Source organism: Streptomyces sp. NPDC090106 (genome assembly GCF_044747265.1).
In the GTDB taxonomy this organism is placed as follows: Bacteria; Actinomycetota; Actinomycetes; order Streptomycetales; family Streptomycetaceae; genus Streptomyces.
Window position 1 is genome coordinate 434,461 of record NZ_JBIVDS010000002.1, and the last position, 24,046, is coordinate 458,506.

The following is a 24,046-nucleotide window of genomic DNA, read 5'->3' on the forward strand; positions in this document are numbered from 1 at the left end:
GGCCCGGCCCCGTCCCCCTGCCAGCGGCTTCCTCCGGTTGCGTAACCGCCCCCCGCGCGTGAGCGTTGTCAGTGCGGATGGTTAATCTGCTGATCAGTCAGTTGTGGTGGTACGTCTGGGGTTGGGAGGTCGGGATGGCGGCGCTCGCCTGGTTGCTGATTCCGCTGGCGGCTGCGATCGGTGCCGGTCTGTGGGGGACCTGGGCCAACCGGACGCGCAGGAGCCGCAGCGACGGTCCCGAACTCGACGGATACGCCCGCTTCCGTGAGGCCATGGAGAAGCAGCACTCCGGTACCTGAGCGGGCACCGGTACCCGCGAGGGCACCTGAACACCCGCCCTGACGGGTCGCCGACAGACGCGTCCCGTACTGTCGTTCCATGCCACGCCGCACCGCGACGATGCTCGCCTCCACCCTGATGCTGATCGCGCTCCTGTGCGCGGGAGTCTTCATCCCCGTGCCGTACGCGGAGATGTCCCCGGGGCCGACGGTCAACACCCTCGGCGAGCACGACGGCGAGCCGGTGCTGCAGATCTCCGGTCACAAGACCTACGCGACCTCCGGGCACCTGAACATGACCACGGTCCGGGTCACGAGCGCCGACTACCGGATGAACCTCGTCGAGGCCGTCTACGGATGGCTCGCGCACGACAACAAGGTCGTGCCGCACGACACGCTCTACCCGGACGGCAAGACCGAGGAGCAGTCCACCCAGGAGAACGCCGAGGAGTTCAGCCAGTCCCAGGAGAGCGCCAAGGTGGCGGCGCTCAAGCAGCTGGACGTCCCGGTGAAGTCCTTCGTGATCGTCTCCACGGTCGTCAAGGACTCGCCCTCGGAGGGCAAGCTGCACGCCGGTGACGTGATCAAGGCCGTCGACGGGACCGTCGTCAAGGAGCCCACCGACGTCGCCGAACTCGTCACCCAGCACAAGCCGGGGGAGAAGGTCGTCTTCACGATCGTGCCGGCCAAGGAACAGGCCGCCGCGGAGAAGGAGAACAAGACGGCCACGGAGACCGAGGACGTGACGATCACGACCGCGACCTCCACCGACTCCGCCGAGAAGCGCGCCATCGTCGGGATCTCCGCCGGGACCGACCACACCTTCCCGTTCACCATCGACATCAAGCTCGCCGACGTCGGCGGCCCGAGCGCCGGACTGATGTTCGCGCTCGGCATCTACGACAAGCTCACCCCGGGCAGCCTCACCGGCGGCAAGTTCGTGGCCGGCACCGGGACCATCGACGACGACGGCACGGTCGGCCCGATCGGCGGCATCGAGATGAAGACGGTCGGCGCCAGGGACAAGGGCGCGCAGTACTTCCTGACGCCCGCCGACAACTGCGCGTCGGCCGCCGAGGACACCCCCGACGGCCTCACCCTGGTCAAGGTGAAGACCATCGAGGACGCCCTCGGCGCACTGAAGGACATCCGCTCCGGCAAGACCTCCGACCTGCCGAAGTGCACCACGAAGTAGCCCGCGCGAGGAACACGCGGGCGCTCTCCGTCAGTCCTCGAACGTCGCCGCCAGCGCCTCCGCCAGCCCCGGCACCAGCTTGCCGCCGGTGAGGACCTCCGTCGGGGAGTCCTTCTCACGCAGCCGGATCGCGGCGTCGCGCGTGCCGTCGCGCAGGACGGCGACCGTCATCCGGACCTCCTGACGGTCGGGGTGCCGGGCGACCCAGGCCGCGAGCTTCTTCTCGCTCAGCCCCTCGGGGACCTGCGCCTCGGCGGACGGCGGCAGCATCAGCCGCTCGACGGTCAGGGCGCAGCCGACGACCGCGTCGGGCCAGGCGATCGTGCCGAGGAAGTCGTCCAGCGGCTTGCCCGCCGGGATCTCCTCCTGCTCGATGGGGGTGAGACCGGAGGTCTCCTGCGCGTCGGCCAGGCCGAGCTGGGCCGCGAGGGCCGGTTCCTGGGTGCGCAGCCGGGCGGTGTCTACGAGGGCGAACAGGCGGGCGGGCTGGTCCCAGCCGAGGCCGGAGACGTACTCGTCGATCTCGAGCACGGCCCGGGTCAGGGGGCTCGCTGCCATAGGAGTGTTGGACATGGTCACAATCCTGCCTCGTTCATGGCCGGAATCGGGAACCGAGTAAAGCGTGAGTAAGTTGCATAGGTGAGGGCCTACGATCACGTGGCCCACGGACGGCTCGTGACAAGGCGGGCCTGACGGACCAACAGCGAACTTCGAGGTGCGCACCTTGGCTTTCCAGATGCCGGACCGCGGCGGAGGCCCGACGGGGCCACGGATCAGAGTGGGCCGCCCGTCCCGGCGTGTCCGGACCCTGCTCATGACGCTGGGCGTCCTTGCCGTACTCGGCATGGCGTTCACCATGTTCGCCGGGTTCTGGACGGACTGGCTCTGGTACCGGTCGGTGAACTACTCGTCCGTGTTCACGACCACCCTGTGGACGAAGATCGGGCTGTTCTTCGTCTTCGGCCTGCTGATGGCGGTGGCGGTCGGCTTCAACATCTGGCTGGCCCACCGGCTGCGTCCGCCGCTGAGCGCCATGTCCATGGAGCAGCAGAACCTCGACCGCTACCGCATGGGCATCGCCCCGTACAAGAAGTGGCTGCTGCTCGGGATCACCTCGCTGGTCGGCCTCATCGCGGGCGCCTCCGCGTCCAGCCAGTGGCGGACCTGGCTGATGTGGGTCAACGGCGTGTCCTTCGGTGAGAAGGACCCGCAGTTCAAGCTCGACATCTCCTTCTACACCTTCGACCTGCCCTGGTACCGCTTCCTGCTCGGTTTCGGATTCGCGGCCGCGATCCTCTCCCTGATCGCCGCGGCGCTCGTCCACTACCTCTACGGCGGGCTCCGGGTGACCTCCCCGGGCGCGCGCGCCACCGCCGCCGCGACCGGACACCTCTCGGTGCTGCTCGGTCTGTTCGTCACGCTCAAGGCGGTCGCGTACTGGCTCGACCGGTACGGGCTCGCGGTGAAGTCCAGCGACTTCAAGGCGACCGACAACTGGACGGGCCTGCGGTACGTCGACGCCAACGCATATCTGCCGGCCAAGACGATCCTGTTCTGCATCGCCGTCATCTGCGCCCTGCTGTTCTTCGCCACCCTGTGGCGGCGCACCTGGCAGCTGCCCGTCATCGGCTTCGGCCTGATGGTGCTCTCCGCGATCCTCATCGGCGGCCTGTACCCGGCGATCGTCCAGAAGTTCCAGGTCCAGCCGAACGAGCAGGCCAAGGAAGCGCCGTACGTCGAGAAGAACCTGAAGGCGACGCGCGACGCCTACGGCATCGACGACGCCCAGGTCAGCGAGTACGAGGGCACGGGCAGCACCACGGACAAGACCAAGCTGCGCGACGACGTCGACACCACGGCCAGCATCCGCGTGATGGACCCGAACATCGTCTCGCCGACGTTCCAGCAGCTCCAGCAGATGCGGAACTACTACGCGTTCCCGACCAACCTGGACGTCGACCGGTACAGCAAGGACGGCAAGGACCAGGACACGGTCATCGGTCTGCGTGAGCTGAACCTCGCGGGCATCCCGAAGAACAACTGGATCAACGACCACTTCCGCTACACCCACGGGTACGGCGTGGTCGCCGCCAAGGGCACCGCCGCCGACTCCGAGGGCCGCCCGGTCTTCACCGAGTCCGACCTGCCCTCGCAGGGCGACCTCGGCACGTACCAGCAGCGGATCTACTACGGCGAGAAGACGACCGAGTACTCCATCGTCGGCGGTCCCCAGAAGGAGATCGACTACTCCGACGACAACGGCGAGAAGACCTTCAGCTACACCGGCGACAGCGGGGTCAACCTCTCCAACCCGGTCAACCGGGCGGCGTACGCGGTGGCGTTCAGCGAGCCGCAGATCCTCTACTCCGGAGCGATCGGCGAGGGCTCGCGCATCCTGTACAACCGCACGCCCAAGGAGCGCGTCGAGGCGGTCGCCCCCTGGCTGACCATCGACGGCGACGCCTACCCGGCGGTCGTCAGCGGGCGCATCCAGTGGATCGTCGACGCGTACACGACGACGAACGGCTACCCGTACTCGTCCCGTACGACCCTCGGTGACACGACGGCGGACTCGCTGACCGCGACGAACGACTCGCGCGCGGTGGTGGCCCAGCAGAACCAGGTCAACTACATCCGCAACTCGGTGAAGGCGACCGTCGACGCGTACACCGGCGAGGTCAAGCTCTACCAGTGGGACACCAAGGACCCGGTCCTCAAGACCTGGATGAAGGCGTTCCCGGGCACGGTCGAGCCGAAGACCGCGATCTCGGGCGACCTGATGGACCACCTGCGGTACCCGCAGGACCTGTTCAAGGTCCAGCGTGAGCTGCTCAGCCGCTACCACGTGAAGGACGCCACGACGTTCCTCAGCGGCAGCGAGGTGTGGCAGGTGCCGGACGACCCGACCAACACGTCGGGCGACGCGGTGCCGCCGTACTACCTGAGCATGAAGATGCCCGACCAGAAGGAACAGGCGTTCTCGCTCACGACGACGTTCACGCCCAACGGCCGGGACAACCTCAGCGCGTTCATGTCGGTGGACGCCGAGGCGGGGACGGACAGTTACGGCAAGATCAGAATCCTGAAGCTGCCGACGAACACCACCGTCCAGGGTCCCAAACAGGTGCAGAGCCAGTTCAACTCCGAACAGGAGATCGCCGAGACCATCAGCCTCCTCAACAGAGGCGACTCCAAGGTCGAGTACGGCAACCTCCTGACGGTGCCCCTGGACGGCGGTCTGCTGTACGTCGAGCCCGTGTACGTGCGCGGTGGCGGCCTGAAGTACCCGCTGCTGCGGAAGGTGCTGGTGACCTACGGAGGCAACACCGCCTTCGAGGACACCCTCGACGAGGCCCTCAACAAGGTCTTCGGCGCCGAGGGCACGACCACCGAGCCGCCGGAGGACGACGGCGGCGGGACGACCACTCCGCCGAGCTCCGACAACCCGACGGTCCAACAGGCCCTGGACGACGCCCAGAAGGCCTTCGACGCCGGCCAGGAAGCCCTGAAGAAGGGGGACTGGGAGGCGTACGGAGTGGCGCAGAAGGACCTGGAGGAAGCGCTCCAGCGCGCCGAGGACGCTCAGGCGCAGGAGGACAAGACCGGGAGCGGCCCGAGCCCCGGCGCGAGCCCGAGCGGCAGTCCCAGCAGCAGTCCCAGCAGTAGTCCCACCGCGTGATCAAGCTCCTCCCGCGCCGTGATACGGTTGTCTCACAACGGCGCGGGGTGGAGCAGCTCGGTAGCTCGCTGGGCTCATAACCCAGAGGTCGCAGGTTCAAATCCTGTCCCCGCTACTGAAAACGAAGGCCCGGATCCTGATACAGGATCCGGGCCTTCGTGGTGTGTGAACGATCGACGAACGCATGTGCCGAGGGAGTGATGGCCGCGCCGCCGTGGGGAGTTGGGGGAACTGTGTTTGACTTGTCGTTCTGTGGGCATGTCGACAAAACGCTGAAGTGACCTTACGGGCTGCGGTATACCGGGTGTACCCAGGTTGCAGGTGGTGCGACGATGGATGTTATGGGGGACAAGGCAACTCTGTACGAGACAGGGCGATTTGCGCAGCCCTCCGCTCGCGACGGAGCGAGCGAGGGCGCCGAGGAGGCGGCTGAGGAAGCCGTGGAGGAGCTCCGCCGACGGCTCGCCGCCGAGGCCGGTGACGTCGAGGCGATGAGTGTCCTCGGCGCGATGCTGCTGCGCCGCGGTGACCTCGACGGAGCCGAACCCCAGCTCCGTGCCGCCACCGCGGCCGGTGACCGGGCCGCCGCCAACAACCTCGGTGTCCTCCTGCACCAGCGCGGCTACGCCGACGACGCCGCCGGCTGGTGGCGGATCGCCGCCGTCGCCGGGTCCGCCGCCGCCGCGCACGCCCTGGGCCGCCACCACCGCGAGCGCGGCGACGAACCCGCCGCCGAGTACTGGCTGCGCCAGTCCGCCGAACAGGGACACGCCCTCGGCACGTACGCCCTCGCCGACCTGCTGGAGCACCGCGGCGACGCCGGGGCCGGCGACTGGATGCGCGCCGCCGCCGAGCGCGGCCACCGCGAGGCGGCCTACCGGCTCGCGCGCGCCCTCGACCGGCAGGCGCCGGGCGAGGACGAGACCGGGCCGGACGCCGCCGCGACGGCCGAGGCCGAGCAGTGGTACCGCCAGGCCGCCGCGCGCGGGCACCGGCGGGCCGCGCTGTACCTCGGTGCGATCCTGGAGCGCCGCGGCGACCTCAAGGAGGCCGGCCGCTGGTACCTGACCTCCGCCAAGGACGGCGACGCCCGGGCCGCCTGCGCGCTCGGCTTCCTGCTGCGCGACGCCGGCGACACCGAGAGCGCCGCCGTGTGGTGGCTGCGCGCCGCCCAGGACGGCGACGGCAACGCCGCCAACGCGCTGGGCGCGCTGCACGCCGAGCGGGGCGAGACCCAGACCGCCGAGCGCTGGTACCGGGCCGCGATGGACGCCGGGGACGTCAACGGCGCCTACAACCTCGGCCTGCTCTGCGCCGAACAGGGCCGCACCGCCCAGGCCGAGCAGTGGTACCGGCGCGCCGCGTACGCCGGGCACCGCGAGGCCGCGAACGCGCTCGCGATCCTGCTGCTCCAGGTCGGGGACGCGACCGGCGCCGAGCCCTGGTTCTCCAAGGCGGCCGAGGCGGGCAGCGTGGACGCCGCGTTCAACCTCGGCATCCTGTTCGCCGGCCGGGGCGAGGAGACCGTCGCCCTGCGCTGGTACGAGCGCGCCGCCGCCGCCGGGCACACCGAGGCGGCCCTCCAGGTCGGCATCGCCCGGCTCCGGGACGGCGACGAACCCGCCGCCGAGCGGCATCTGCGCTGCGCCGCGGGCGGCGGCAGCCCGGAGGCGGCGTACCGCCTGGCGACGGTGCTGGACGCCCGGCGCCCGCCGGCACCCGCCCATGAGCTGGGCGAGCCGGTGCACACGCTGAAGACCGAGTGCGAGGAGTGGTACGAGCGCGCCGCCACGCAGGGGCACCGGCGCGCGCAGGTGCGGGTCGGCATGCTCGCGGCGGGCCGGGGCGACGTCGTGGAGGCGGCGCGCTGGTACCGCACCGCCGCCGAGGCCGGGTCCCGCAACGGCGCCTTCAACCTCGGGCTGCTGCTGGCCCGCGAGGGGAGTGAGCCCGAGGCCGCCGTGTGGTGGACCAGGGCCGCCGACGCCGGGCACGGGCGGGCGGCGTTGCGGCTCGCCCTGGTCTACGCGCGTCGTGGCGAGCTGGCCGAGGGGCAGCGCTGGGCGGACCGTGCGGTGACCCTGGGGCCGGACGAGGTCACCGAGCGCGCGGCCCGGCTGCGGGACGCCCTGCGGGAGGAGCTGTCGGCGTGACGGCGGTCGCCTCCCGTCCCCGCGGGCGGCCCCTGGGGAAGCGATTTGCCTCCGCTCGCGTCCCTGACGTAGTGTTGCGTTCATCGACGCGGGGTGGAGCAGCTCGGTAGCTCGCTGGGCTCATAACCCAGAGGTCGCAGGTTCAAATCCTGTCCCCGCTACTGAAGGCCGAGGGCCGGAATCCGAAAGGGTTCCGGCCCTCGGTGCGTGCGCGGTCCTTGGTGTCTTCCGGACCGCCGGCCGTCACTCCCGGTGCCCGACGGCCTCCTCGTACAGGGACCGGTCCACCGTCCTCGACTCCGGCAGCGGATCGCCCTCGCCCGCGCCCTGGGCGGCGTACGCCTTCTGGAGGCGGTCCGTGGTGCCGGAGCGGATCTCCCAGTCCATGCGCAGGGACGGGGTCGACCGGAGGGTCTCCTCGTCGGCCTTCAGGAGCTTCGCGAGATAGCCGACGAAGGCCGCGTCGGACTTGTAGTCGCTCGCGAAGTACGTGTTCACGGTGCGGATGTACGCCCGCAGCAGCGCGACCCCGGCGTCCACGTCGTCCTGGAGCAGCGCGGGTCCGTAGAGCAGGCCGCCGAGCGGTTCGCCCGCGGGCTGGCCGCCCAGGAAGGCGTATCCGGCCTTGCCGTCGACCGTGCGCCAGACCGGGTCGAGGAGCCAGGCGGAGTCGACGCCGCCGTTCTGGAGGGCGGTCAGGACGTCGGCGGAGCCGAGCTGCTGGTACTGGATCCGGTCGAGACCGCCGCCGTGCCGCTCCAGCGCCTTCTCCATGGGGTACGCGATGACCGAGCCCTTGCCGATCATCGTGCCGAGGCGGCGGCCCGCCATGTCGACGCGGGCCGCGCTCTCGCCGTCCTTCAGGCGCACCCACAGGCCGCTCCTGGACGCCGGGTCGGGGGAGAAGTTGCCGGCCACCCACCTGATGTCGAAGCCGCCCCGGACGCCGTTCATGACGGCCGCCTCGGGGGCCGCCCAGATCGCGTCGAGGTCGCCCTTGGCGAGCAGCGGGAGCGCGTCCGGGGTCGGCAGGACCTTGAGGGTGACGTCCAGGCCCTCCTTCCTGAACTCGCCCTTGTCCAGAGCCACTTGAAGCGGCGCCACGTACTCGGCGCTGAGCGTGCCCGTCGCGATCGTCAGCGTGCGGGTCCGCTTCAGCGGGCGGGGTGCCGGGGCGCCCTGCCGGCAGCGGGCGGGCGGCCGGTTCGCGGACAGGTCCGCGGGGTCCGTCCACGCGGTGTCGCCGCACCCCTCCACCGGCCCGACCGTCCGCTCACCCGCCCCCGTCCCCGGCTCCGTGTCCGCGTCGTACGGCGACGAGCACGCCGCCGACGCGAGCAGCGCGGCCGTCACGGCGGCCACCGCGTATCCGCGCGCACGTCCCGCCCTCATGACTGCCCCCGTCCGCGGTCCCTCGGCGCCCACGGGGTGAGCAGCCGTCCCGCCCGTCGCACCAGTTCGGAGAAGACGACGCCGAGGACGGCGACGCAGACGATGCCGACGAACATCACGTCGTTCCGGAACAGCGCGCGCGAGTCGAAGATGAGATGGCCGAGGCCGTTCGTCGCGGCGATCTGCTCCGAGGCGACGATCACCAGGACCGCCACGCCCGCCGCGATCCGCGCGCCCACCAGGACGGACGGCAGGGAGGCGGGCAGCAGGACATGGCGGAACATCTGCCAGGGCGTGGCGCCGAAGACGCGGCCCGCGTCCCGGTGGCCCTCGGGGATCGACATCACCGCGGACATCGTGGAGATCCAGACGAAGAAGAAGACCGTGGCCGCCACCAGGGCGACCTGCGGGCCCTCGCCCAGGCCGAACATGTTCAGGAAGACCGGCAGGAGCGCCAGCTTGGGGACCACGTACAGGGCGTCCAGGAGGGGCTCCAGGGCGGCCCGCACCAGGGAGAGGGAGCCCATCAGCAGGCCGAGCAGGTAGCCGGCGGCGGTGCCGACCGCGTAGCCCGCCAGGACGCGCTTCAGGGTCGCCCACACGTCCGGCCACAGCTCGCCGGCCGCGGCCCGGTCCCAGCCGTCGGCGAAGATCGTGGACGGGGCCGGGTAGACGCGGGGGTCGATCCAGGCCCGGTCGGCGGCCAGTTGCCACAGCAGGACCAGCGCGGCCGGGACGGCGACCGCCAGGGACAGTTCGAGGGCCCTGCGGCGACGGTGGGTGCGGACGGGGTGCAGTTCGTGCGGTCCCGGGGCGCGGACCAGGACGGTCCCGGGGGTGGGAGCGGTGGTCGTCATGCCGGTACCGCCTCCTTGCGCAGCAGGTCCCACAACTCGCTCTTCAGGGACGTGAAGTCGGGGGTGTCGCGGATGCCGCCGGTGCGCGGGCGGGGGAAGGGCGGGCGGTGCTCGGCGATGATCCGGCCCGGGCGGGCGGACATCACCAGGACGCGGTCGCCGAGGACGATCGCCTCCTCCAGGCTGTGCGTGATGAAGAGGGTGGTCGTGCGCAGCGCCTGGGTGAGGTCGAGGAGTTCGTCCTGGAGGATCGTGCGGAGCTGGGCGTCCAGGGCGGCGAACGGCTCGTCCATCAGCAGGAGTTCGGGTTCCACGGCCAGCGCCCGGGCGATCGCGACGCGTTGGCGCATCCCGCCGGAGAGCGTGGCCGGGTAGGCGTCCGCGAAGTCGGCGAGGCCCATGCGGGCCAGCCACGCGTCGGTGCGGGAGTCGGCCTCGGCGCGCGGGACGCGCTGGACGTCCAGGCCGAAGCGGACGTTGGCGCGGACCGTCTTCCAGTCGTAGATGCCGTAGTCCTGGAAGATCATGGCCGCCGGGCGGGGCGAGGACGCGCGGATCTCCAGGCGGCCCGTGCTCGGGCGCAGCAGGCCCGCCGCGATGCGCAGCAGCGTCGACTTGCCGCAGCCCGAGGGGCCGACCAGACAGACGAACTCGCCCGGGGCGACGGTCAGATCGAGCGGGCCGAGGGCGTCGACGGCGCGCGGCGGGCGGCCGAAGACGCGGGTCACGGAGGTGGCGTGGAGTTTGGGGTGCGGGTCTCCCACGGTTGCTCCTCGCGGAGTTCGGTACGGAGTGAGGTGTCGGCGGGGTGTGATCGGGGTGCGCGTGGGGGTGCCGCACGACGATATGACGGACCGTCAGTTTCGGGAAGTGTGCAGACGGCACGAAGCCCCGGCATCGCGGGGATGCCGGGGCTTCGGACGAGCGGGACGAGCGGGTGCTAGGCGACCGCGCAGTTCGGGCAGACGCCTCGGTAGGTGACCTCGACGTCCGAGACCGTGAAGCCGAACCGCTCCGAGTCGGGGAGGTCGGCCAGCGGGTTGCCGCTCGGGTGGACGTCCTTGATCGCGCCGCACCGGGCGCAGACCAGGTGGTGATGGGGGCGGTGCGCGTTGGGGTCGTACCGCTTGGCGCGCTTGTCGGTGGCGACTTCGAGGACCTCGCCGAGCGAGACCAGCTCGCCCAGCGTGTTGTAGACGGTCGCCCGGGAGATCTCGGGCAGTTTGGCGACGGCCCTGGAGTGGACCTCGTCGGCCGTCAGGTGGACGTGTTCGCCGTCGAGGACCTCGGCGACGACGCGTCGCTGCGCGGTCATTCGCCATCCGCGTCCACGGAGCCGTTCCAGAAGGTCACTCATAGGCGTCAGCCTAACAGAAGGGGACCAGGATGCGAATGAGTGTGATATTGGACGGTGTCTAAGGTGGCCGTGGTGCGGGGCCCGGGCGCGGGCCCTGGTGCGGGCCCGGGCGCGGGCTCCGGAGCGGGCTCTAGTGCGAGAGCGTCATGCGCTGCCGCACCGGTACCCAGCAGCGGATGATGTCGCGGACCGAGACGATGCCCGCGGGCTCGCCGCGCTCCAGCACGATGAGGTGGCGGAAGCCGCCGTGCGCCATCGCGTGCGCGGCCTCGTCGAGGGTCCAGGTGGGGGCGGCGAAGACGACGTCGGTCGTGGTGTGGGCTCCCGCGGGCTCCAGGTCCGGATTCTGGCCCAGGCCGACGGAGTTGAGGATGTCGCGTTCGGTGAGGATGCCGGTGCCGGTGCCGTCGGGATCGAGGACGACGGCCGCGCCGACCCGGCGGGCGGCCATCAGGGCGGCTGCCTGGCGCAGGGTGTGGGCGGGGCCGATGGTGAGGACGACTGTGCTCATGGCGTCGCGGACGAGCATGGGTGCGGAGTCACCTCCTGAGGAACCGCTGCGATAGTTCAGCGATTCACAAGTTCACAAATGAGGGTTCTCTCAGAGTGGCAGGTAAAGCAGGGGTCAACAAGGGGGCGCGTGCCGCCCATTGAGGGCGCACGCGCTCATCTGTGGCGATCGGGGACGCCGCCCGGCCATCAGTAACGCTGGTTGAGATAGTCCAGCAGCTCGTCGTGGAGCAGGCCGTTGGACGCCGCCGCGTTGCCGCTGTGCGGGCCGGGCCGGCCGTCGAGACCGGTGAAGCTGCCGCCGGCCTCCTGGACGACGACCGCCGTGGCCGCCATGTCCCACAGGGAGAGCTCCGGTTCGGCGCAGATGTCCACCGCGCCCTCGGCGACCAGCATGTACGGCCAGAAGTCGCCGTACGCGCGCGTGCGCCACACGTCACGGGTCAGGTCCAGGAAGCCGCCGAGGCGCCCCTGCTCCTCCCAGCCGGTCAGCGAGGAGTACGCGAACGAGGCGTCCGCGATCTTGCCGACCTGGGAGACGCGCAGCCGGGACGCCGAGGACAGACTGCGCCCGGTGAACGCGCCGTGCCCCTTCGCGGCCCACCAGCGGCGGCCCAGCGCGGGCGCGGAGACGACCCCGACGACGGGCTGGTAGCCGCCCTCCGCCGCCTCCGTCAGGGAGATCAGCGTGGCCCAGACGGGCACGCCGCGCACGTAGTTCTTGGTGCCGTCGATCGGGTCGATCACCCAGCGACGCGGACCGGTGCCCTCGACACCGAACTCCTCGCCGAGGATCGCGTCCCGCGGGCGGGCCCGCTGGAGCTGGCCGCGGATCAGTTCCTCCGCCGCCTTGTCGGCCTCGCTCACCGGGGTCATGTCCGGCTTGGTCTCGACCTTCAGGTCGAGGGCCTTGAAGCGCTCCATGGTCAGCGCGTCGGCGGCGTCGGCGAGGACGTGGGCGAGGCGGAGGTCGTCGAGGTAGTCCGGCATGTGACGAACCGTATCCGCCGGTGGCGGTACGGGGCTACAGGGGCCGAACTGTGGACATGCCCCACGGCAGACGGCGTATAGCCGATCAAGGGCGCCCCCCCAGTGCCCTCGCGAACCCTTGACAGTGCCCCCGCGCGCGTCAAATCTGGGTGCGGAGCCGCTCGGCCCTGGGAGGCGATGATGCCTGCAGCGCGGGAATCCCTGCTCGACGCCGCGTACACGGCGCTGGCCCGCCGGCCGTGGTCCGCCGTGCGGATGGTGGACGTCGCCGCGGCGGCCGGAGTGTCCCGGCAGACGCTGTACAACGAGTTCGGGAGCAAGGAGGGGCTGGCCCGCGCCCTCGTCAGGCGAGAGGCCGACGGCTATCTCGCCGGCGTCGAACGCGCGCTGGCCACCCCGTCCGACGCCCGGGACCGGCTGACCGCCGCCGCCCAGTGGACCACCGGCTCCGCCCGCGAGAACGCGCTCGTGCGGGCCATGCTCACCGGCTGCTGGAGCGAGCGGCTGCCCTCCCCGACCCTGTCGGCGGTGCCGTCCTCCTCGGCCGTGCCCGCGCAGCGCCGCGCCGACGGCCCGCTGCCCTCGCCCGGTGACTTCGTCGCCATGGTGCGCGACCGCGCGGTCACCGTCCTCGGCGGCCCCGGCACCTCCAAGACGGACACCGCCGAACTGGCCCGCGCCTGCGAGCTCGTCGTCCGCCTCGCCATCTCCTGCGTCGCGGCCCCGCCGGGGGAGGGCGGCGTCACCGATCTCGTCCGCTTCGCCCTCCACCGTCAGCCGGTGTGAACGCCCCGCTCAGTGCGCCGATCCGGAGAGCTGGAGGCCGATCACGCCGACGATGACCAGGCTGATCGAGATCAGCTTGAGGGTCGACACCAGGTCGCCTAGGAAGATCATCCCGTAGATCGCGGTACCCGCGGCCCCGATGCCGGTCCACACGGCGTAGGCGGGGCCGACGTCGAGCTTGCGCAGGGACAGGGTCAGCAGGCCGAAGCTGCCGAGCGCGAAGACGCAGAACGCGACCGTCGGCCACAGCCTCGTGAAGCCGTGCGACAGCTTGAGGCACACGGCGAACCCGGTCTCCAGCAGTCCGGCCACCACCACCAGCAGCCACGCCATGTGCTGTCCTCCCGTTTGTCCGGCTCGGTCCGGCTCGGTGCGATTATGCACTTACCGGCCTCGCGCCCTCACAAACAACGCGGAGGTCAGTCGCCTTCCTTCCGCTCGCGCGTGGCGAGCAGTCGGCGCAGCGAGTACAGACGCGCGGGGTCCGCGTGCCCGTCGGCCACCCACTGGTCCAGCGCGCAGTCCGGCTCATCATGACTGCACGCGCGCGGACAGCCCTCGGTTCCCGGTTCCAGGTCGGGGAACGCGTGGATCACCCGGGACGGGTCGATGTGCGCGAGTCCGAAGGACCGCACGCCCGGGGTGTCGATGACCCAGCCGTCCGAGTCGTCCAGGGGGAGCGCCAGCGCCGAGGTCGTGGTGTGCCGGCCGCGGCCGGTCACCGCGTTCACATGACCCGTCAGCCGGCGCCGCTCCTCCGGGACCAGCGCGTTGACCAGGGTCGTCTTGCCGACACCGGAGTGGCCGACGAACGCCGTGATCTTGCCGTTCAGGACGGCGCGCACCCGGTCCGCCGCGTCGCCGTTCTCCAGCTCCTCACGGCTGGTGACGACGTAGGGGATGTCGAGGTCGCCGTACAGCTCCAGGAGCTTGTCCGGCGGGGCCAGGTCCGACTTCGTCAGGACCAGGACCGGTTCCAGGCCGCCGTCGTAGGCCGCGACCAGGCAGCGGTCGATCAGCCGTGGGCGGGGTTCGGGGTCGGCGAGGGCGGTGACGACGGCGAGCTGGTCGGCGTTGGCGACGACCACCCGCTCGTAGGGGTCGTCGTCGTCCGCGGTGCGGCGCAGCACCGAGGTGCGCTCCTCGATGCGGACGATCCGCGCGAGGGTGTCCTTCGCGCCGGACAGATCGCCCACGAGAGCGACCCGGTCGCCCACGATCGCCGCCTTGCGGCCCAGCTCACGGGCCTTCATCGCCATCACGATCCGGTCGTCGACCAGGACGGTCAGCCGGCCCCGGTCGACGGTGAGGACCATGCCCTCGGCCGCGTCCTCGTGCTTGGGGCGGATGTTGGACCGCGGCCGGTTGCCCTTGCGGTTGGGGCGCTGCCGGATGTCGTCCTCGTCGGTGTGCTTGCCGTAGCGGCGCATGGTTCCTGAGCCCCTATGCCCCGAGCATCCCGGTCCACAGATCGGGGAAGTCCGGCAGGGTCTTCGCCGTCGTCGCCACGTTCTCGATCTCCACGCCCTCGACCGCGAGGCCGATGATCGCTCCGGCCGTCGCCATGCGGTGGTCCTCGTAGGTGTGGAAGACGCCGCCGTGCAGGGGGCGCGGGCGGATGCTCAGTCCGTCGGCGGTCTCGGTGACGTCACCGCCGAGTTCGTTGATCTCCTTGGTGAGCGCGGCCAGCCGGTCCGTCTCGTGCAGCCGCAGGTGGGCCACCCCGCGCAGGGTCGAGGGGGAGTCGGCGAGAGCCGCGACGGCCGCGATGCCCGGGGTCAGCTCGCCGACCTCGCTCAGGTCGACGTCGATGCCGTGGATCGCGCCCGACCCGGTGAACTCCAGTCCGTACTCGGTGAGTTCGCAGGAGCCGCCCATCTCGGTGAAGATCTCCCGGAGCCGGTCACCCGGCTGGGTGGTGCGGGCCGGCCAGTCCGGGACGACGACCTTGCCGCCGGTCACCAGCGCCGCCGCGAGGAACGGCTGGGCGTTGGACAGGTCCGGCTCGATCGTCAGGTCCCGGCCCAGCAGGGCACCCGGCGTCACCCGCCACACGTTCGCCTCGCCCCCCGACTCCGGGGTGTCGACCTGGGCGCCGACCGCGCGCAGCATGTCGACCGTCATCCGGATGTGCGGCAGCGACGGCAGCGTGCCACCGGTGTGCCGGACCTCGACGCCCTGGTTGAAGCGCGGCCCGGACAGCAGCAGGGCGCTCACGAACTGCGAGGAACTGGACGCGTCGATCTCCACCGGGCCGCCCTCCAGGGCGCCCCCGCCGTGCACCGTCAGCGGCAGTGCGCCCCGCCCGTCGTCGTCGATCCGCGCACCGAGGACCCGCAGCGCGTCGATCACACCGTGCAGCGGACGCTCGTACGACCGCGGGTCGCCGTCGAAGCGGATCGGGCCCGCGGCGAGCGCGGCGACCGGGGGCAGGAACCGCATCACGGTGCCCGCGTTGCCGACGTCGACGGTGGCCGGGCCCGACAGGCCCGCGGGGAGCACCCGCCAGGCCTCGCCCGAGCCGTCGGCACCGCCCGTGGCGGAGGAGCTGGAGGACACCGTCTCCTCGATGCCGACGCCCATCGTGCGCAGGGCCGCCGCCATGAGCAGGGTGTCGCGGGAGCGCAGGGGGCGGCGCAGCCAGCCGGGCTCGCTGGCGAGGGCCGCGAGGACCAGGGCGCGGTTGGTGACGGACTTCGACCCCGGGACGTGGACCGTCGCGTCGACGGCCCCGGTTGCGTGAGGGGCGGGCCAGAGGGCGGTGTCTGCGGGGTTCAAAGCCATGGGGCCACTTTAGTGCGGGGCCGCGCACGGGGTGCGGCCCCGTTGTCGCTGGTCGCGCCCCGCGGCGGACGCCGCCCTGGCCCCCGTCACACCTCCAGCAGCCACCTGCCCCCGCCTATCAGCGAGCACAGGGACACCGCGTGGAACAGGAACAGCCACATCCCCGCCGGTACATGGGTGAGCCGGGACAGCTGGTCCGCGTCCGAGTCGCCCGCGCCGCCGCGCCGCCGCTTCGCCTGGAGCTCGAACGCCGGACGCACCCCGCCGAGCAGCAGGAACCACACCACCGCGTACGCGAACGCCGCCTGCACCTGGGGTCCCGCGAGCCAGGACACCACCACGAAGGTGCCGCCGGTCAGGATCACGGTCAGGGCGCCGTAGGCGTTGCGGATCATCACCAGCATCGCGATCAGCAGGGCCGTGGCCAGCCAGAGCAGCAGGGTGATGCGCCCGGCGGCGAGCAGGGCCGCGCCTCCCAGGCCCAGCAGGGGCGGGGCCGTGTAGCCCGCCGCGGCGGTGAGGATCATGCCGATGCCGTGCGGCTTGCCCCGGCTGACGGTCAGGCCGCTGGTGTCGGAGTGCAGGCGGATGCCGGTGAGCTGGCGGCCGGTGAGGAGCGCGACCAGACCGTGGCCGCCCTCGTGGGCGATGGTGATGGCGTTGCGGGAGACGCGCCACAGGCCCGGGGGCGCGACCACGGCGAGTGCCGCGACCAGGGTGGCGATCACCACCCACACATCGGGGTCGGGCTGGGTGCCGATGAGCTCGTCCCACAGGGAGGTCGCCGTACTGCTGTCCATATCTCCTGGTCGCTCCCTCTGGTCGTACCGGGTCTGGCAGTGTGGCACGTATGTGCGGACGGTATGCAGCCAGTCGTGGGCCCGAGGATCTCGCAGGAATCTTTGAGATCGAGAAGTGGGAGCCGGAGGAGACCCTGGCGCCCGACTACAACGTGGCCCCGACCAAGGAGGTCCATGTCGTCCTCGACCGTCCTGTGAAGGACGCGGACGACCCGAGGCCGGTTCGCCAGCTGCGCAAGCTGCGGTGGGGGCTCGTCCCGAGCTGGTCCAAGACGCCCGAGGGCGCGGCCCGGATGATCAACGCGCGCGCGGAGACCGTGCACGAGAAGCCCTCCTACAAGCGGGCGTTCATGACGCGGCGGTGCATCGTCCCCGCCGACGGCTACTACGAGTGGGTCACCTCCGGTGCCGAGCGGGACCTGGAGGTCGAGGGGAAGAAGAAGCGGCCCCGCAAGCAGCCCTACTTCGTGCTGCCCGCCGACGGGTCGGTCTTCGCGATGGCCGGGCTGTACGAGTTCTGGCGTGACCGCACCCTGCCCGACGACCATCCGCAGGCCTGGTGGGTGACCTGCTCGGTCATCACGACCGAGGCGGAGACCGCCCCGCTGGCCGTGGCCCCCGCCGAGGGTCCCCGCGCGCTCGCCGACATCCATCCCCGTATGCCTCTCATGCTCACCCCCGACCGCTGGGACTCCTGGCTGGACCCGGCCCGCACCGACGTCGAGGACCTGCGGTCGCTGCTGGCCCCGCCGCCGCACGGCCTGATGCGCGCCTACCCCGTGTCCACCGCCGTCAGCAACGTCCGCAACAACGGGCCGGAGCTGCTGACCGAACTGGAGGGGCCCGAGGAGGGCACACTCTTCTGATGTGACGACAGAGACCGATGTGACGACGGAGACCGTGACCACCGACGCGGGGGACGCCCGTGTCACCTGGCACCGGGCGAAGCGGAAGGCCCGGCTCGTGCTCGCCGTCGGCCACGGCGCCGGCGGCGGCATCGAGGCCCGGGACCTCCGGGCGCTCGCCGGGGTCCTGCCCGCGCACGGCGTCACCGTCGCCCTGGTGGAGCAGCCCTGGCGGGTGGCGGGCAGGAAGGTCGCGCCCGCGCCGAAGACGCTCGACACGGGATGGCGGGGCATCTGGCCGGCCGTCGCGGCCCCCGGGCTCCCGGTGATCTCCGGCGGGCGCAGCGCGGGCGCGCGCGTGGCCTGCCGTACGGCCGCCGAGCTGGGGGCCGCCGCCGTCCTCGCGCTCGGCTTCCCGCTGCACCCGCCGGGGCGGCCGGAGAAGTCGCGCGCCGCGGAGCTGCTCGGCGCGGGGGTGCCGACCCTCGTCGTGCAGGGCGGGAACGACCCCTTCGGCAGGCCGGAGGAGTTCCCGGACGGCGGTTCCTTCGAGCTGGTGGAGATTCCCTCCGGCGACCATGGATTCGCGGTGCCCAAGCGCGCGGGGATCACTCAGGAAGAGGCCGTGACGCTCATCACCGACGCGGTGGTGACGTGGACCGGGTCACTCGGGTAAAGGCTCGGGAATGTTGCGCGACGGACCTCTGTTGTGCGGGACAGAAGCGCTCACACGCCTGAGGAGAGGGAGTCCGCCGCATGGGTTCGACCTACTGCCCGAGCCGCAGCAGCCGTTCCGACCTGGACTGGACGGTGCTGCACGCGGCCAAGCCCGCGCCCATTCGAGGGGCGGCGGGGACGGGTAGTCGTCTATCCTCCGATTCTGGTGGCATCGGGTTCGGTGCTGCCCGGAATCTTGAGGAGGTGGGTCCGGTTCCCGGTACCGACGCAGGGACCGACAACGGCCAGGCGGAGCAGCCCGAGGGCCGGGGCACGAGCACGGAGTCCACGGCGGAGCGCACCGCGCGCTTCGAGCGGGACGCGCTCGAATTCCTCGACCAGATGTATTCGGCCGCCCTGCGCATGACGCGCAACCCGGCCGATGCCGAGGACCTGGTGCAGGAGACCTACGCCAAGGCGTACGCGTCCTTCCACCAGTTCCGTGAGGGCACCAATCTGAAGGCCTGGCTGTACCGGATCCTCACCAACACGTTCATCAACTCCTACCGCAAGAAGCAGCGCGAACCCCAGCGCTCCGCGGCCGAGGAGATCGAGGACTGGCAGCTGGCGCGCGCCGAGTCGCACATGTCGACCGGTCTGCGCTCGGCCGAGTCGCAGGCGCTGGACCACCTGCCCGACTCGGACGTGAAGGAAGCGCTCCAGGCGATCCCGGAGGAGTTCCGTATCGCCGTGTACCTCGCCGACGTAGAGGGCTTTGCGTACAAGGAGATCGCGGACATCATGGGGACACCCATCGGTACGGTGATGTCCCGGCTGCACCGGGGCCGCCGCCAACTGCGCGGCATGCTGGAGGACTACGCGCGCGAGCGCGGCCTGGTCCCGGCGGGCGCCGGAGAGTCGGACGAAGCGAAAGGCTCGGGCTCATGAGCTGCGGAGAGCCGCACGAGACGGACTGCAGCGAGGTACTCGATCATCTCTACGAGTTCCTCGACAGCGAGATGCCGGACGTCGACCGCGACAAGTTCAAGCAGCACTTCACGGAGTGCTCGCCGTGCCTGGAGAAGTACGGGCTCGAAGAGGCCGTGAAGAAGCTCGTCAAGCGCTGCTGCGGTCATGACGACGTCCCGACCGACCTGCGCGCCAAGGTGCTGGGCCGGCTCGACCTGATCCGCTCCGGGCAGGCCGTGCCCGAGCACGACGTGGCCGCGGCCCCGGCCCAGGAGGCCTGAACTCCCCCCGGGGAACGGGCAGTCGTCACTCGAACGTGCTAATCCCCGGGTTATCGGCCCGCAGGACCCCTCCGGCCCTCCTACGCTCCGGAGCATGGAGGGGCTACCGGCACAGGCGCGCGCATACGTGGTCTGTGTGGCTCTTCTCGCACTCCTGTGCCTGACACCGCTGCCCGACGTGCACACCCCCTGGTGGGCGGTGGCGCTGCTCGCGGCGCTGTACGCCGGGGGCGAGCGACTGTCGGGCGCCTTCTACCCCGTGCTCCTCGCCGGAGCCTTTCTGCTGCCCCCGCCCGCCGCCGCGCTGGTCGCCCTCCCCGGCGCCCTGCTCGCCCCGGTGGAGCGGCGGCCCCGGACCGTGCGGCGCGTGTGGCGCGCCGCCCAGCTGGCCCTGGCCGTCTGGGCGGCGGCCCGCGCGCACTGGGCGCTCGGCGGCCGGGACGCGGTCGTCGCCTCCGACTTCCCCTACGCCCTGGTGCCCGGGGGCGCCGCCGTCCTCGCCTTCTGCCTGGTCCTCACCGCCCTCGACGGCGGCATCCTCGCCCTCGCCGAACGCGTCCCGCCGCGGCTCGCCTGGCGGGGGCTGCTCGCCCGCTCCCTCGCGCCCGTCGGCGTCCACGGCCTCGCCGGACTGATGATGGCCGTCCTGTGGCGCAGCCCGTACGGGCCCGTCGCCGCGCTGCTCGTGCTGCTGCCGATGTGCGTGTCCTGGTGGGCGTTCGCCCAGTACCACCGCGAGCGGGCCGCGCATCAGGCCACCATCCGCGCGCTCGTCCAGGCCGTCGACATCAAGGACGGCTACACCCGCGGGCACAGCGAACGCGTCGGCCAGGCCTCCTTGATGATCGCCCGCGAACTCGGCATGGACGAGAGCCGTGTCGAGGTCCTGCGCTTCGCCGGGATCCTGCACGACGTCGGCAAACTCGGCGTCCCCACCCGGCTGCTGCGCAAGGACGGCCCGCTGACCCCCGAGGAACGCCGGGTCATCGAGCTGCACCCCGAGTACGGGCACGAGATGGTGCGCGGGATCTCCTTCCTCGGCGAGGCCCGGGCCGCCGTGCTGCACCACCACGAGCGGCTGGACGGCAGCGGCTACCCGTACGGGCTCAAAGGGACGCAGATCCCCGAGTCCGCCCGGGTGGTGGCCGTCGCCGACGCCTTCGACGCCATGACGTCCACCCGTTCCTACAGCCGCGCCCGCCCCGTCGACGTCGCCCTCGCGGAACTGGAGCGCTGCGCCGGCGCCCAGTTCGACCCGTCGATGGTCACCGCCCTGGTCCGCGCGCTCGGCCGGCACGGCTGGCATCCGGCGGTCACCGCGGACGAGCCCGAGCCGCCGCGACCGCGCAGGCCGGTGTCCCCGCGCCCGGGTGCCCGGCGGTGAGGCGCCCCGAGCGGCTGGTGCACGTCTGCGCCGGGCTCGTGGTGTGCGTGTCCCTGACCGAGGTCCTGCGCGAAGGGCTCGCGGACCGGGGAATCGCGCTCGCCTTCGCCGCGCTGATCGTCGTCGGCGAGGTGACGCGCTGGACCGGCGCCCGGGTGCGGGAGGCGGCCCCGCTCGGGGCGGCCGGGGCGCTGTCGTACGCGCTGCTCGGGGCGGACGCGGGGGCGGCGACGCGGCACGGGGCGGCGCAGGTCGTGGCCATCGTGTTCGCCGCCGCGCTGCTCGGGTGCGTGCCGCACACCGTGCGGGGGCTGCCGGTCCTCGACCACCTCGCGCGGCGGATGCTGTGCACCGGGTTCGCCGCCGTCTGCTTCCAACCGCTCTACAACCAGGGCGTGTTCGGCGCCTGGGACGGGCCCGCGTACGCGCTGCTGCTCCTCGCGCTGCTCGCGCTCACCGCGCTGTGCGACGCCGTGCTCGCCGCCGCGCTGAAGCACTTCCGCACGGGCTGGCCCTTCGGGCCGATCCTGCGCGACGAACTGCGGGCGCTGCTCGGCATCGGCTCGGCGGTGTGCGCCACGGGCGCGGTGATGGCGCTCGCGGTCGCCGTCGTCGGGCTGTGGGCGCTGCCGGTGTTCTGTGTGCCCCTGCTGCTCACCCAGCTCTCCTTCCGCCGGTACGCCGCCGTACGGACCACCTACCGGCAGACCATCGCCTCCCTCGCCCGCGCCACCGAGATCGCCGGGTACACCCCGGCCGGGCACGCCCACCGGGTCGCCGCGCTCAGCCGGGCCGTCGGCCGGGACCTGGGGCTGACCGGCCGGGACCTCACCGTCCTGGAGTACGCCGCCCTCATGCACGACATCGGACAGCTCAGCCTCGTCGACCCGGTCCCCGCCGGGGCCACCGCCGCCCTGCCCGCCGCCGAGCAGCGGCGCATCGCCCTGCTCGGCGGTGCCGTCGTCCGGCAGACGGGCGTGGACGGGGAGGTGGCCGTCGTGGTGGAGCGGCAGGCCGATCCCTACCTCCGGCAGCCCGTCGCCGCGCGGATCGTGCGGGCCGTCAACGCCTACGAGGAGAAGGCGCGGGACGCCGGTCCCGGAGGGCCGCTCACCGCCTTGGAGGAACTGCGCCTCGCGACCGCCGGGGACTACGCGCCGGAGGTCGTGGAGGCGCTCGGACGGGTGCTGTCGCGCGAGCGTCTTACCCTGCCCCAGGCTGGGTAACCCATGGGTAATGAGCGCCCCTCCAGCCGCACGTGGTTGGATGCGAAAGAGGCCCCGGCGAGCAGGGTGTCCGGGGGCAGGGCAGAGGTCACAGAAGGTAACTGGCAGGCGGGAATCGTGAGGATCTTCGGCAAGGGACGGCACCGGCCCTCCGCCTCCTGGCGGCAGGCCACCGACCGTGCGTTCACCCTCATCGGCGACGGCCGGTACGAGGACGCGGGCGCGCTGCTGACGCGCGCCGCCGATCTGGAGCCCTGGCTGTCCGAGTCCTGGTTCAACCTCGCCCTGCTGCACAAGTTCCGGCACGACTGGGAGCAGGCCCGTGCCGCCGGACTGCGCGCCGTCGCGCTCCTGGACCGGGAGACGGGCGCACCCGACTGGTGGAACGTCGGCATCGCGGCCACCGCCCTCCAGGACTGGCCGCTGGCCCGCCGCGCCTGGCAGGCCTACGGGCTGCGCGTCCCGGGCGGCGCCGCGGCCTCCGGGGAGCCGCTCGGCATGGACCTCGGCAGCGCCGCCGTGCGCCTGTCCCCGGAGGGGGAGGCCGAGGTGGTGTGGGGGCGGCGCCTGGACCCGGCCCGGATCGAGGTGCTGTCCATCCCGCTGCCGTCCTCCGGGCGGCGCTGGGGCGAGGTCGTCCTGCACGACGGGGTGCCGCACGGCGAGCGGACCACCGCCGCCGGGCACTCCTACCCGGTGTTCGACGAGATCGAGCTGTGGGCGCCCTCGCCGGTGCCGACCTGGGTGGTGCTCCTGGAGGCGGCCACCGAGTCCGACCGGGACGCGCTGGAGCAGCTCGCGGCCGACGCCGGGTTCGCCGCCGAGGACTGGTCGTCGTCGGTGCGGCTGCTGTGCCGGATGTGCTCCGAGTCGCGGATGCCGTCGGACGAGGGCGACGGGGAGCATCTGGACCCCCACGACCACAGCGAGCCCGGACACCCCGGCCCGCTGGGCCACCGGACCGACGGCCAGCTGTGGGTGCCGGAACGGGAGTGCGGGGTGGCCGCGCCCGCCTCGCTGGTCCGGGGCCTCCTGGACGGCTGGGTCGCCGACAGCCCGGACTCACGGGACTGGCGGGACCTGGAAGAGGTCTGCTGAGCTCCACGGACCGGTCCCGCCGTACCCGGCCTTTAGGCTGTACCCGCAGAAATTTCCATGGTTGCAGGAAGGCATACGTCGCTCATGGCGCAGCAGGACACCGATCAGCAGCACGCGGGCGTGCTCCCCGTGGACGACGAGGGCTTCGTCGTCGACACCCAGGAGGCCGAGGAGCGCGAGAACGCCTGGCGCGAGCGCGGCACCTCGCGTCCCATCACGGTCGTCGGCAACCCGGTGCTGCACAAGGAGTGCCAGGACGTCACCGAGTTCGGCGCGGAGCTGGACCGGCTCGTCGCCGACATGTTCGCCTCGCAGCGGACCGCCGAGGGCGTGGGCCTGGCCGCCAACCAGATCGGCGTCGATCTGAAGGTCTTCGTCTACGACTGCCTGGACGACGAGGGCGCCCGGCACGTGGGGGTCGTCTGCAACCCGAAGGTCGTCGACCTGCCCGCCGACCGGCGCCGGCTGGACGACAGCAACGAGGGCTGCCTGTCGGTGCCGACGGCCTACGCGCCGCTCGCGCGCCCCGACTACGCCGAGGTCACCGGGCAGGACGAGAAGGGCAACCCGATCAAGGTGCGCGGCACCGGCTACTTCGCTCGGTGTTTGCAGCACGAGACCGACCACCTGTACGGATACCTGTACATCGACCGGCTCTCCAAGCGTGAGCGCAAGGACGCGCTGCGCCAGATGGCCGAGAACGAGCCACGCTACCCCGTGGTCGCCAACGACTGAGTCACCGGCGCCTCTCAGGTCCCGCACGCACGGCGTCCGTTCAGGAACCCCTTCCCGAACGGGCGCCGTT

The 24,046-nt window shown here is 71.9% G+C and carries 24 protein-coding genes and 2 tRNA genes; 15 read left to right on the forward strand and 11 right to left on the reverse strand.

Annotation, left to right across the window (positions count from 1 at the left end; genetic code table 11):
- The first annotated feature begins 77 nt into the window (after window positions 1–77).
- Both ACIPSE_RS07470 and ACIPSE_RS07475 read left to right on the forward strand, forming a co-directional pair.
- On the forward strand, window positions 78–299 hold the full coding sequence (locus ACIPSE_RS07470; protein ID WP_401659807.1) for a hypothetical protein: 222 nt from the start codon (window positions 78–80) through the stop codon (window positions 297–299).
- Between the two features lie 79 nt (window positions 300–378).
- Window positions 379–1,473, forward strand: coding sequence for a PDZ domain-containing protein (locus ACIPSE_RS07475; RefSeq protein ID WP_401658478.1), 1,095 nt, complete (start codon window positions 379–381; stop codon window positions 1,471–1,473).
- A gap of 30 nt (window positions 1,474–1,503) precedes the next feature.
- Here ACIPSE_RS07475 and ACIPSE_RS07480 read toward each other — a convergent pair whose 3' ends face one another.
- Window positions 1,504–2,046 (reverse strand): PPA1309 family protein, encoded by a 543-nt coding sequence (locus ACIPSE_RS07480; protein WP_401658481.1) that lies wholly within the window; start codon window positions 2,044–2,046, stop codon window positions 1,504–1,506.
- A 163-nt stretch (window positions 2,047–2,209) separates the two neighbouring features.
- Between ACIPSE_RS07480 and ACIPSE_RS07485 the strand changes: the two genes are divergently transcribed.
- From ACIPSE_RS07485 to ACIPSE_RS07500, 4 genes are all read left to right on the forward strand, one after another.
- A complete protein-coding gene (locus ACIPSE_RS07485) occupies window positions 2,210–5,152 on the forward strand; it encodes a UPF0182 family protein (protein ID WP_401659745.1) in 2,943 nt (980 codons plus the stop codon).
- A 41-nt stretch (window positions 5,153–5,193) separates the two neighbouring features.
- Window positions 5,194–5,267: transfer RNA gene (locus ACIPSE_RS07490), tRNA-Met, on the forward strand.
- A gap of 217 nt (window positions 5,268–5,484) precedes the next feature.
- Entirely contained in the window at window positions 5,485–7,305 is a 1,821-nt protein-coding gene (locus tag ACIPSE_RS07495) for a tetratricopeptide repeat protein (RefSeq protein ID WP_401658484.1), read from the forward strand.
- A gap of 87 nt (window positions 7,306–7,392) precedes the next feature.
- Window positions 7,393–7,466: transfer RNA gene (locus tag ACIPSE_RS07500), tRNA-Met, on the forward strand.
- An 82-nt stretch (window positions 7,467–7,548) separates the two neighbouring features.
- On the opposite strand, the gene ACIPSE_RS07505 is transcribed toward ACIPSE_RS07500, so the two are convergent.
- The 6 genes from ACIPSE_RS07505 to hisN form a co-directional block, all read right to left on the reverse strand.
- Complete coding sequence (locus tag ACIPSE_RS07505) at window positions 7,549–8,697, reverse strand: ABC transporter substrate-binding protein (protein ID WP_401658487.1); 1,149 nt, start codon at window positions 8,695–8,697, stop codon at window positions 7,549–7,551.
- Window positions 8,694–9,554 (reverse strand): ABC transporter permease, encoded by an 861-nt coding sequence (locus ACIPSE_RS07510; RefSeq protein ID WP_401658490.1) that lies wholly within the window; start codon window positions 9,552–9,554, stop codon window positions 8,694–8,696. The genes ACIPSE_RS07505 and ACIPSE_RS07510 overlap by 4 nt, the downstream gene beginning before the upstream one ends.
- Window positions 9,551–10,318, reverse strand: coding sequence for an ABC transporter ATP-binding protein (locus tag ACIPSE_RS07515; protein WP_401658492.1), 768 nt, complete (start codon window positions 10,316–10,318; stop codon window positions 9,551–9,553). Before ACIPSE_RS07515 ends, ACIPSE_RS07510 begins: the two co-directional genes overlap by 4 nt.
- Before the next feature lie 176 nt (window positions 10,319–10,494).
- Window positions 10,495–10,911: a Fur family transcriptional regulator gene (locus ACIPSE_RS07520; RefSeq protein WP_401658495.1), complete on the reverse strand. Its 417-nt coding sequence runs from the start codon at window positions 10,909–10,911 to the stop codon at window positions 10,495–10,497.
- A 130-nt stretch (window positions 10,912–11,041) separates the two neighbouring features.
- Window positions 11,042–11,440, reverse strand: coding sequence for a cyclic nucleotide-binding/CBS domain-containing protein (locus tag ACIPSE_RS07525; protein WP_401658498.1), 399 nt, complete (start codon window positions 11,438–11,440; stop codon window positions 11,042–11,044).
- 170 nt (window positions 11,441–11,610) lie between these two features.
- A complete protein-coding gene (gene hisN, locus ACIPSE_RS07530; RefSeq protein ID WP_401658501.1) occupies window positions 11,611–12,411 on the reverse strand; it encodes a histidinol-phosphatase in 801 nt (266 codons plus the stop codon).
- A gap of 177 nt (window positions 12,412–12,588) precedes the next feature.
- Between hisN and ACIPSE_RS07535 the strand changes: the two genes are divergently transcribed.
- Entirely contained in the window at window positions 12,589–13,197 is a 609-nt protein-coding gene (locus ACIPSE_RS07535) for a TetR/AcrR family transcriptional regulator (RefSeq protein ID WP_401658504.1), read from the forward strand.
- Window positions 13,198–13,206: 9 nt separating this feature from the next.
- Here ACIPSE_RS07535 and ACIPSE_RS07540 read toward each other — a convergent pair whose 3' ends face one another.
- The 4 genes from ACIPSE_RS07540 to ACIPSE_RS07555 form a co-directional block, all read right to left on the reverse strand.
- A complete protein-coding gene (locus ACIPSE_RS07540) occupies window positions 13,207–13,530 on the reverse strand; it encodes a DMT family transporter (protein ID WP_401658507.1) in 324 nt (107 codons plus the stop codon).
- 86 nt (window positions 13,531–13,616) lie between these two features.
- Window positions 13,617–14,627 carry a ribosome small subunit-dependent GTPase A gene (gene rsgA, locus ACIPSE_RS07545; RefSeq protein ID WP_401658510.1) on the reverse strand — a complete coding sequence of 337 codons (1,011 nt, stop codon included), beginning with the start codon at window positions 14,625–14,627 and terminating at the stop codon, window positions 13,617–13,619.
- A gap of 13 nt (window positions 14,628–14,640) precedes the next feature.
- The gene (gene aroA / locus ACIPSE_RS07550) at window positions 14,641–15,981 is read right to left on the reverse strand and encodes a 3-phosphoshikimate 1-carboxyvinyltransferase (protein ID WP_401658512.1); all 1,341 of its coding nucleotides are present in this window, start codon (window positions 15,979–15,981) and stop codon (window positions 14,641–14,643) included.
- 86 nt (window positions 15,982–16,067) lie between these two features.
- Window positions 16,068–16,781 carry a M50 family metallopeptidase gene (locus tag ACIPSE_RS07555; RefSeq protein ID WP_401658514.1) on the reverse strand — a complete coding sequence of 238 codons (714 nt, stop codon included), beginning with the start codon at window positions 16,779–16,781 and terminating at the stop codon, window positions 16,068–16,070.
- Window positions 16,782–16,831: 50 nt separating this feature from the next.
- Between ACIPSE_RS07555 and ACIPSE_RS07560 the strand changes: the two genes are divergently transcribed.
- From ACIPSE_RS07560 to def, 8 genes are all read left to right on the forward strand, one after another.
- The gene (locus ACIPSE_RS07560; RefSeq protein ID WP_401658517.1) at window positions 16,832–17,647 is read left to right on the forward strand and encodes an SOS response-associated peptidase; all 816 of its coding nucleotides are present in this window, start codon (window positions 16,832–16,834) and stop codon (window positions 17,645–17,647) included.
- A gap of 1 nt (window position 17,648) precedes the next feature.
- Window positions 17,649–18,302, forward strand: a complete 654-nt coding sequence (locus ACIPSE_RS07565; protein WP_401658519.1) for an alpha/beta family hydrolase — start codon at window positions 17,649–17,651, stop codon at window positions 18,300–18,302.
- 245 nt (window positions 18,303–18,547) lie between these two features.
- On the forward strand, window positions 18,548–19,231 hold the full coding sequence (gene sigR, locus ACIPSE_RS07570) for an RNA polymerase sigma factor SigR (RefSeq protein ID WP_401658522.1): 684 nt from the start codon (window positions 18,548–18,550) through the stop codon (window positions 19,229–19,231).
- Window positions 19,228–19,533 (forward strand): mycothiol system anti-sigma-R factor, encoded by a 306-nt coding sequence (gene rsrA / locus ACIPSE_RS07575; protein ID WP_401658525.1) that lies wholly within the window; start codon window positions 19,228–19,230, stop codon window positions 19,531–19,533. The genes sigR and rsrA overlap by 4 nt, the downstream gene beginning before the upstream one ends.
- A gap of 94 nt (window positions 19,534–19,627) precedes the next feature.
- Window positions 19,628–20,917 (forward strand): HD-GYP domain-containing protein, encoded by a 1,290-nt coding sequence (locus ACIPSE_RS07580; RefSeq protein WP_401658528.1) that lies wholly within the window; start codon window positions 19,628–19,630, stop codon window positions 20,915–20,917.
- Window positions 20,914–22,143, forward strand: a complete 1,230-nt coding sequence (locus ACIPSE_RS07585) for an HD-GYP domain-containing protein (RefSeq protein WP_401658530.1) — start codon at window positions 20,914–20,916, stop codon at window positions 22,141–22,143. The genes ACIPSE_RS07580 and ACIPSE_RS07585 overlap by 4 nt, the downstream gene beginning before the upstream one ends.
- A gap of 117 nt (window positions 22,144–22,260) precedes the next feature.
- A complete protein-coding gene (locus ACIPSE_RS07590; RefSeq protein WP_401658532.1) occupies window positions 22,261–23,241 on the forward strand; it encodes a tetratricopeptide repeat protein in 981 nt (326 codons plus the stop codon).
- An 84-nt stretch (window positions 23,242–23,325) separates the two neighbouring features.
- Window positions 23,326–23,976, forward strand: coding sequence for a peptide deformylase (gene def / locus ACIPSE_RS07595; protein WP_401658535.1), 651 nt, complete (start codon window positions 23,326–23,328; stop codon window positions 23,974–23,976).
- The last annotated feature ends 70 nt before the right edge of the window (window positions 23,977–24,046 follow it).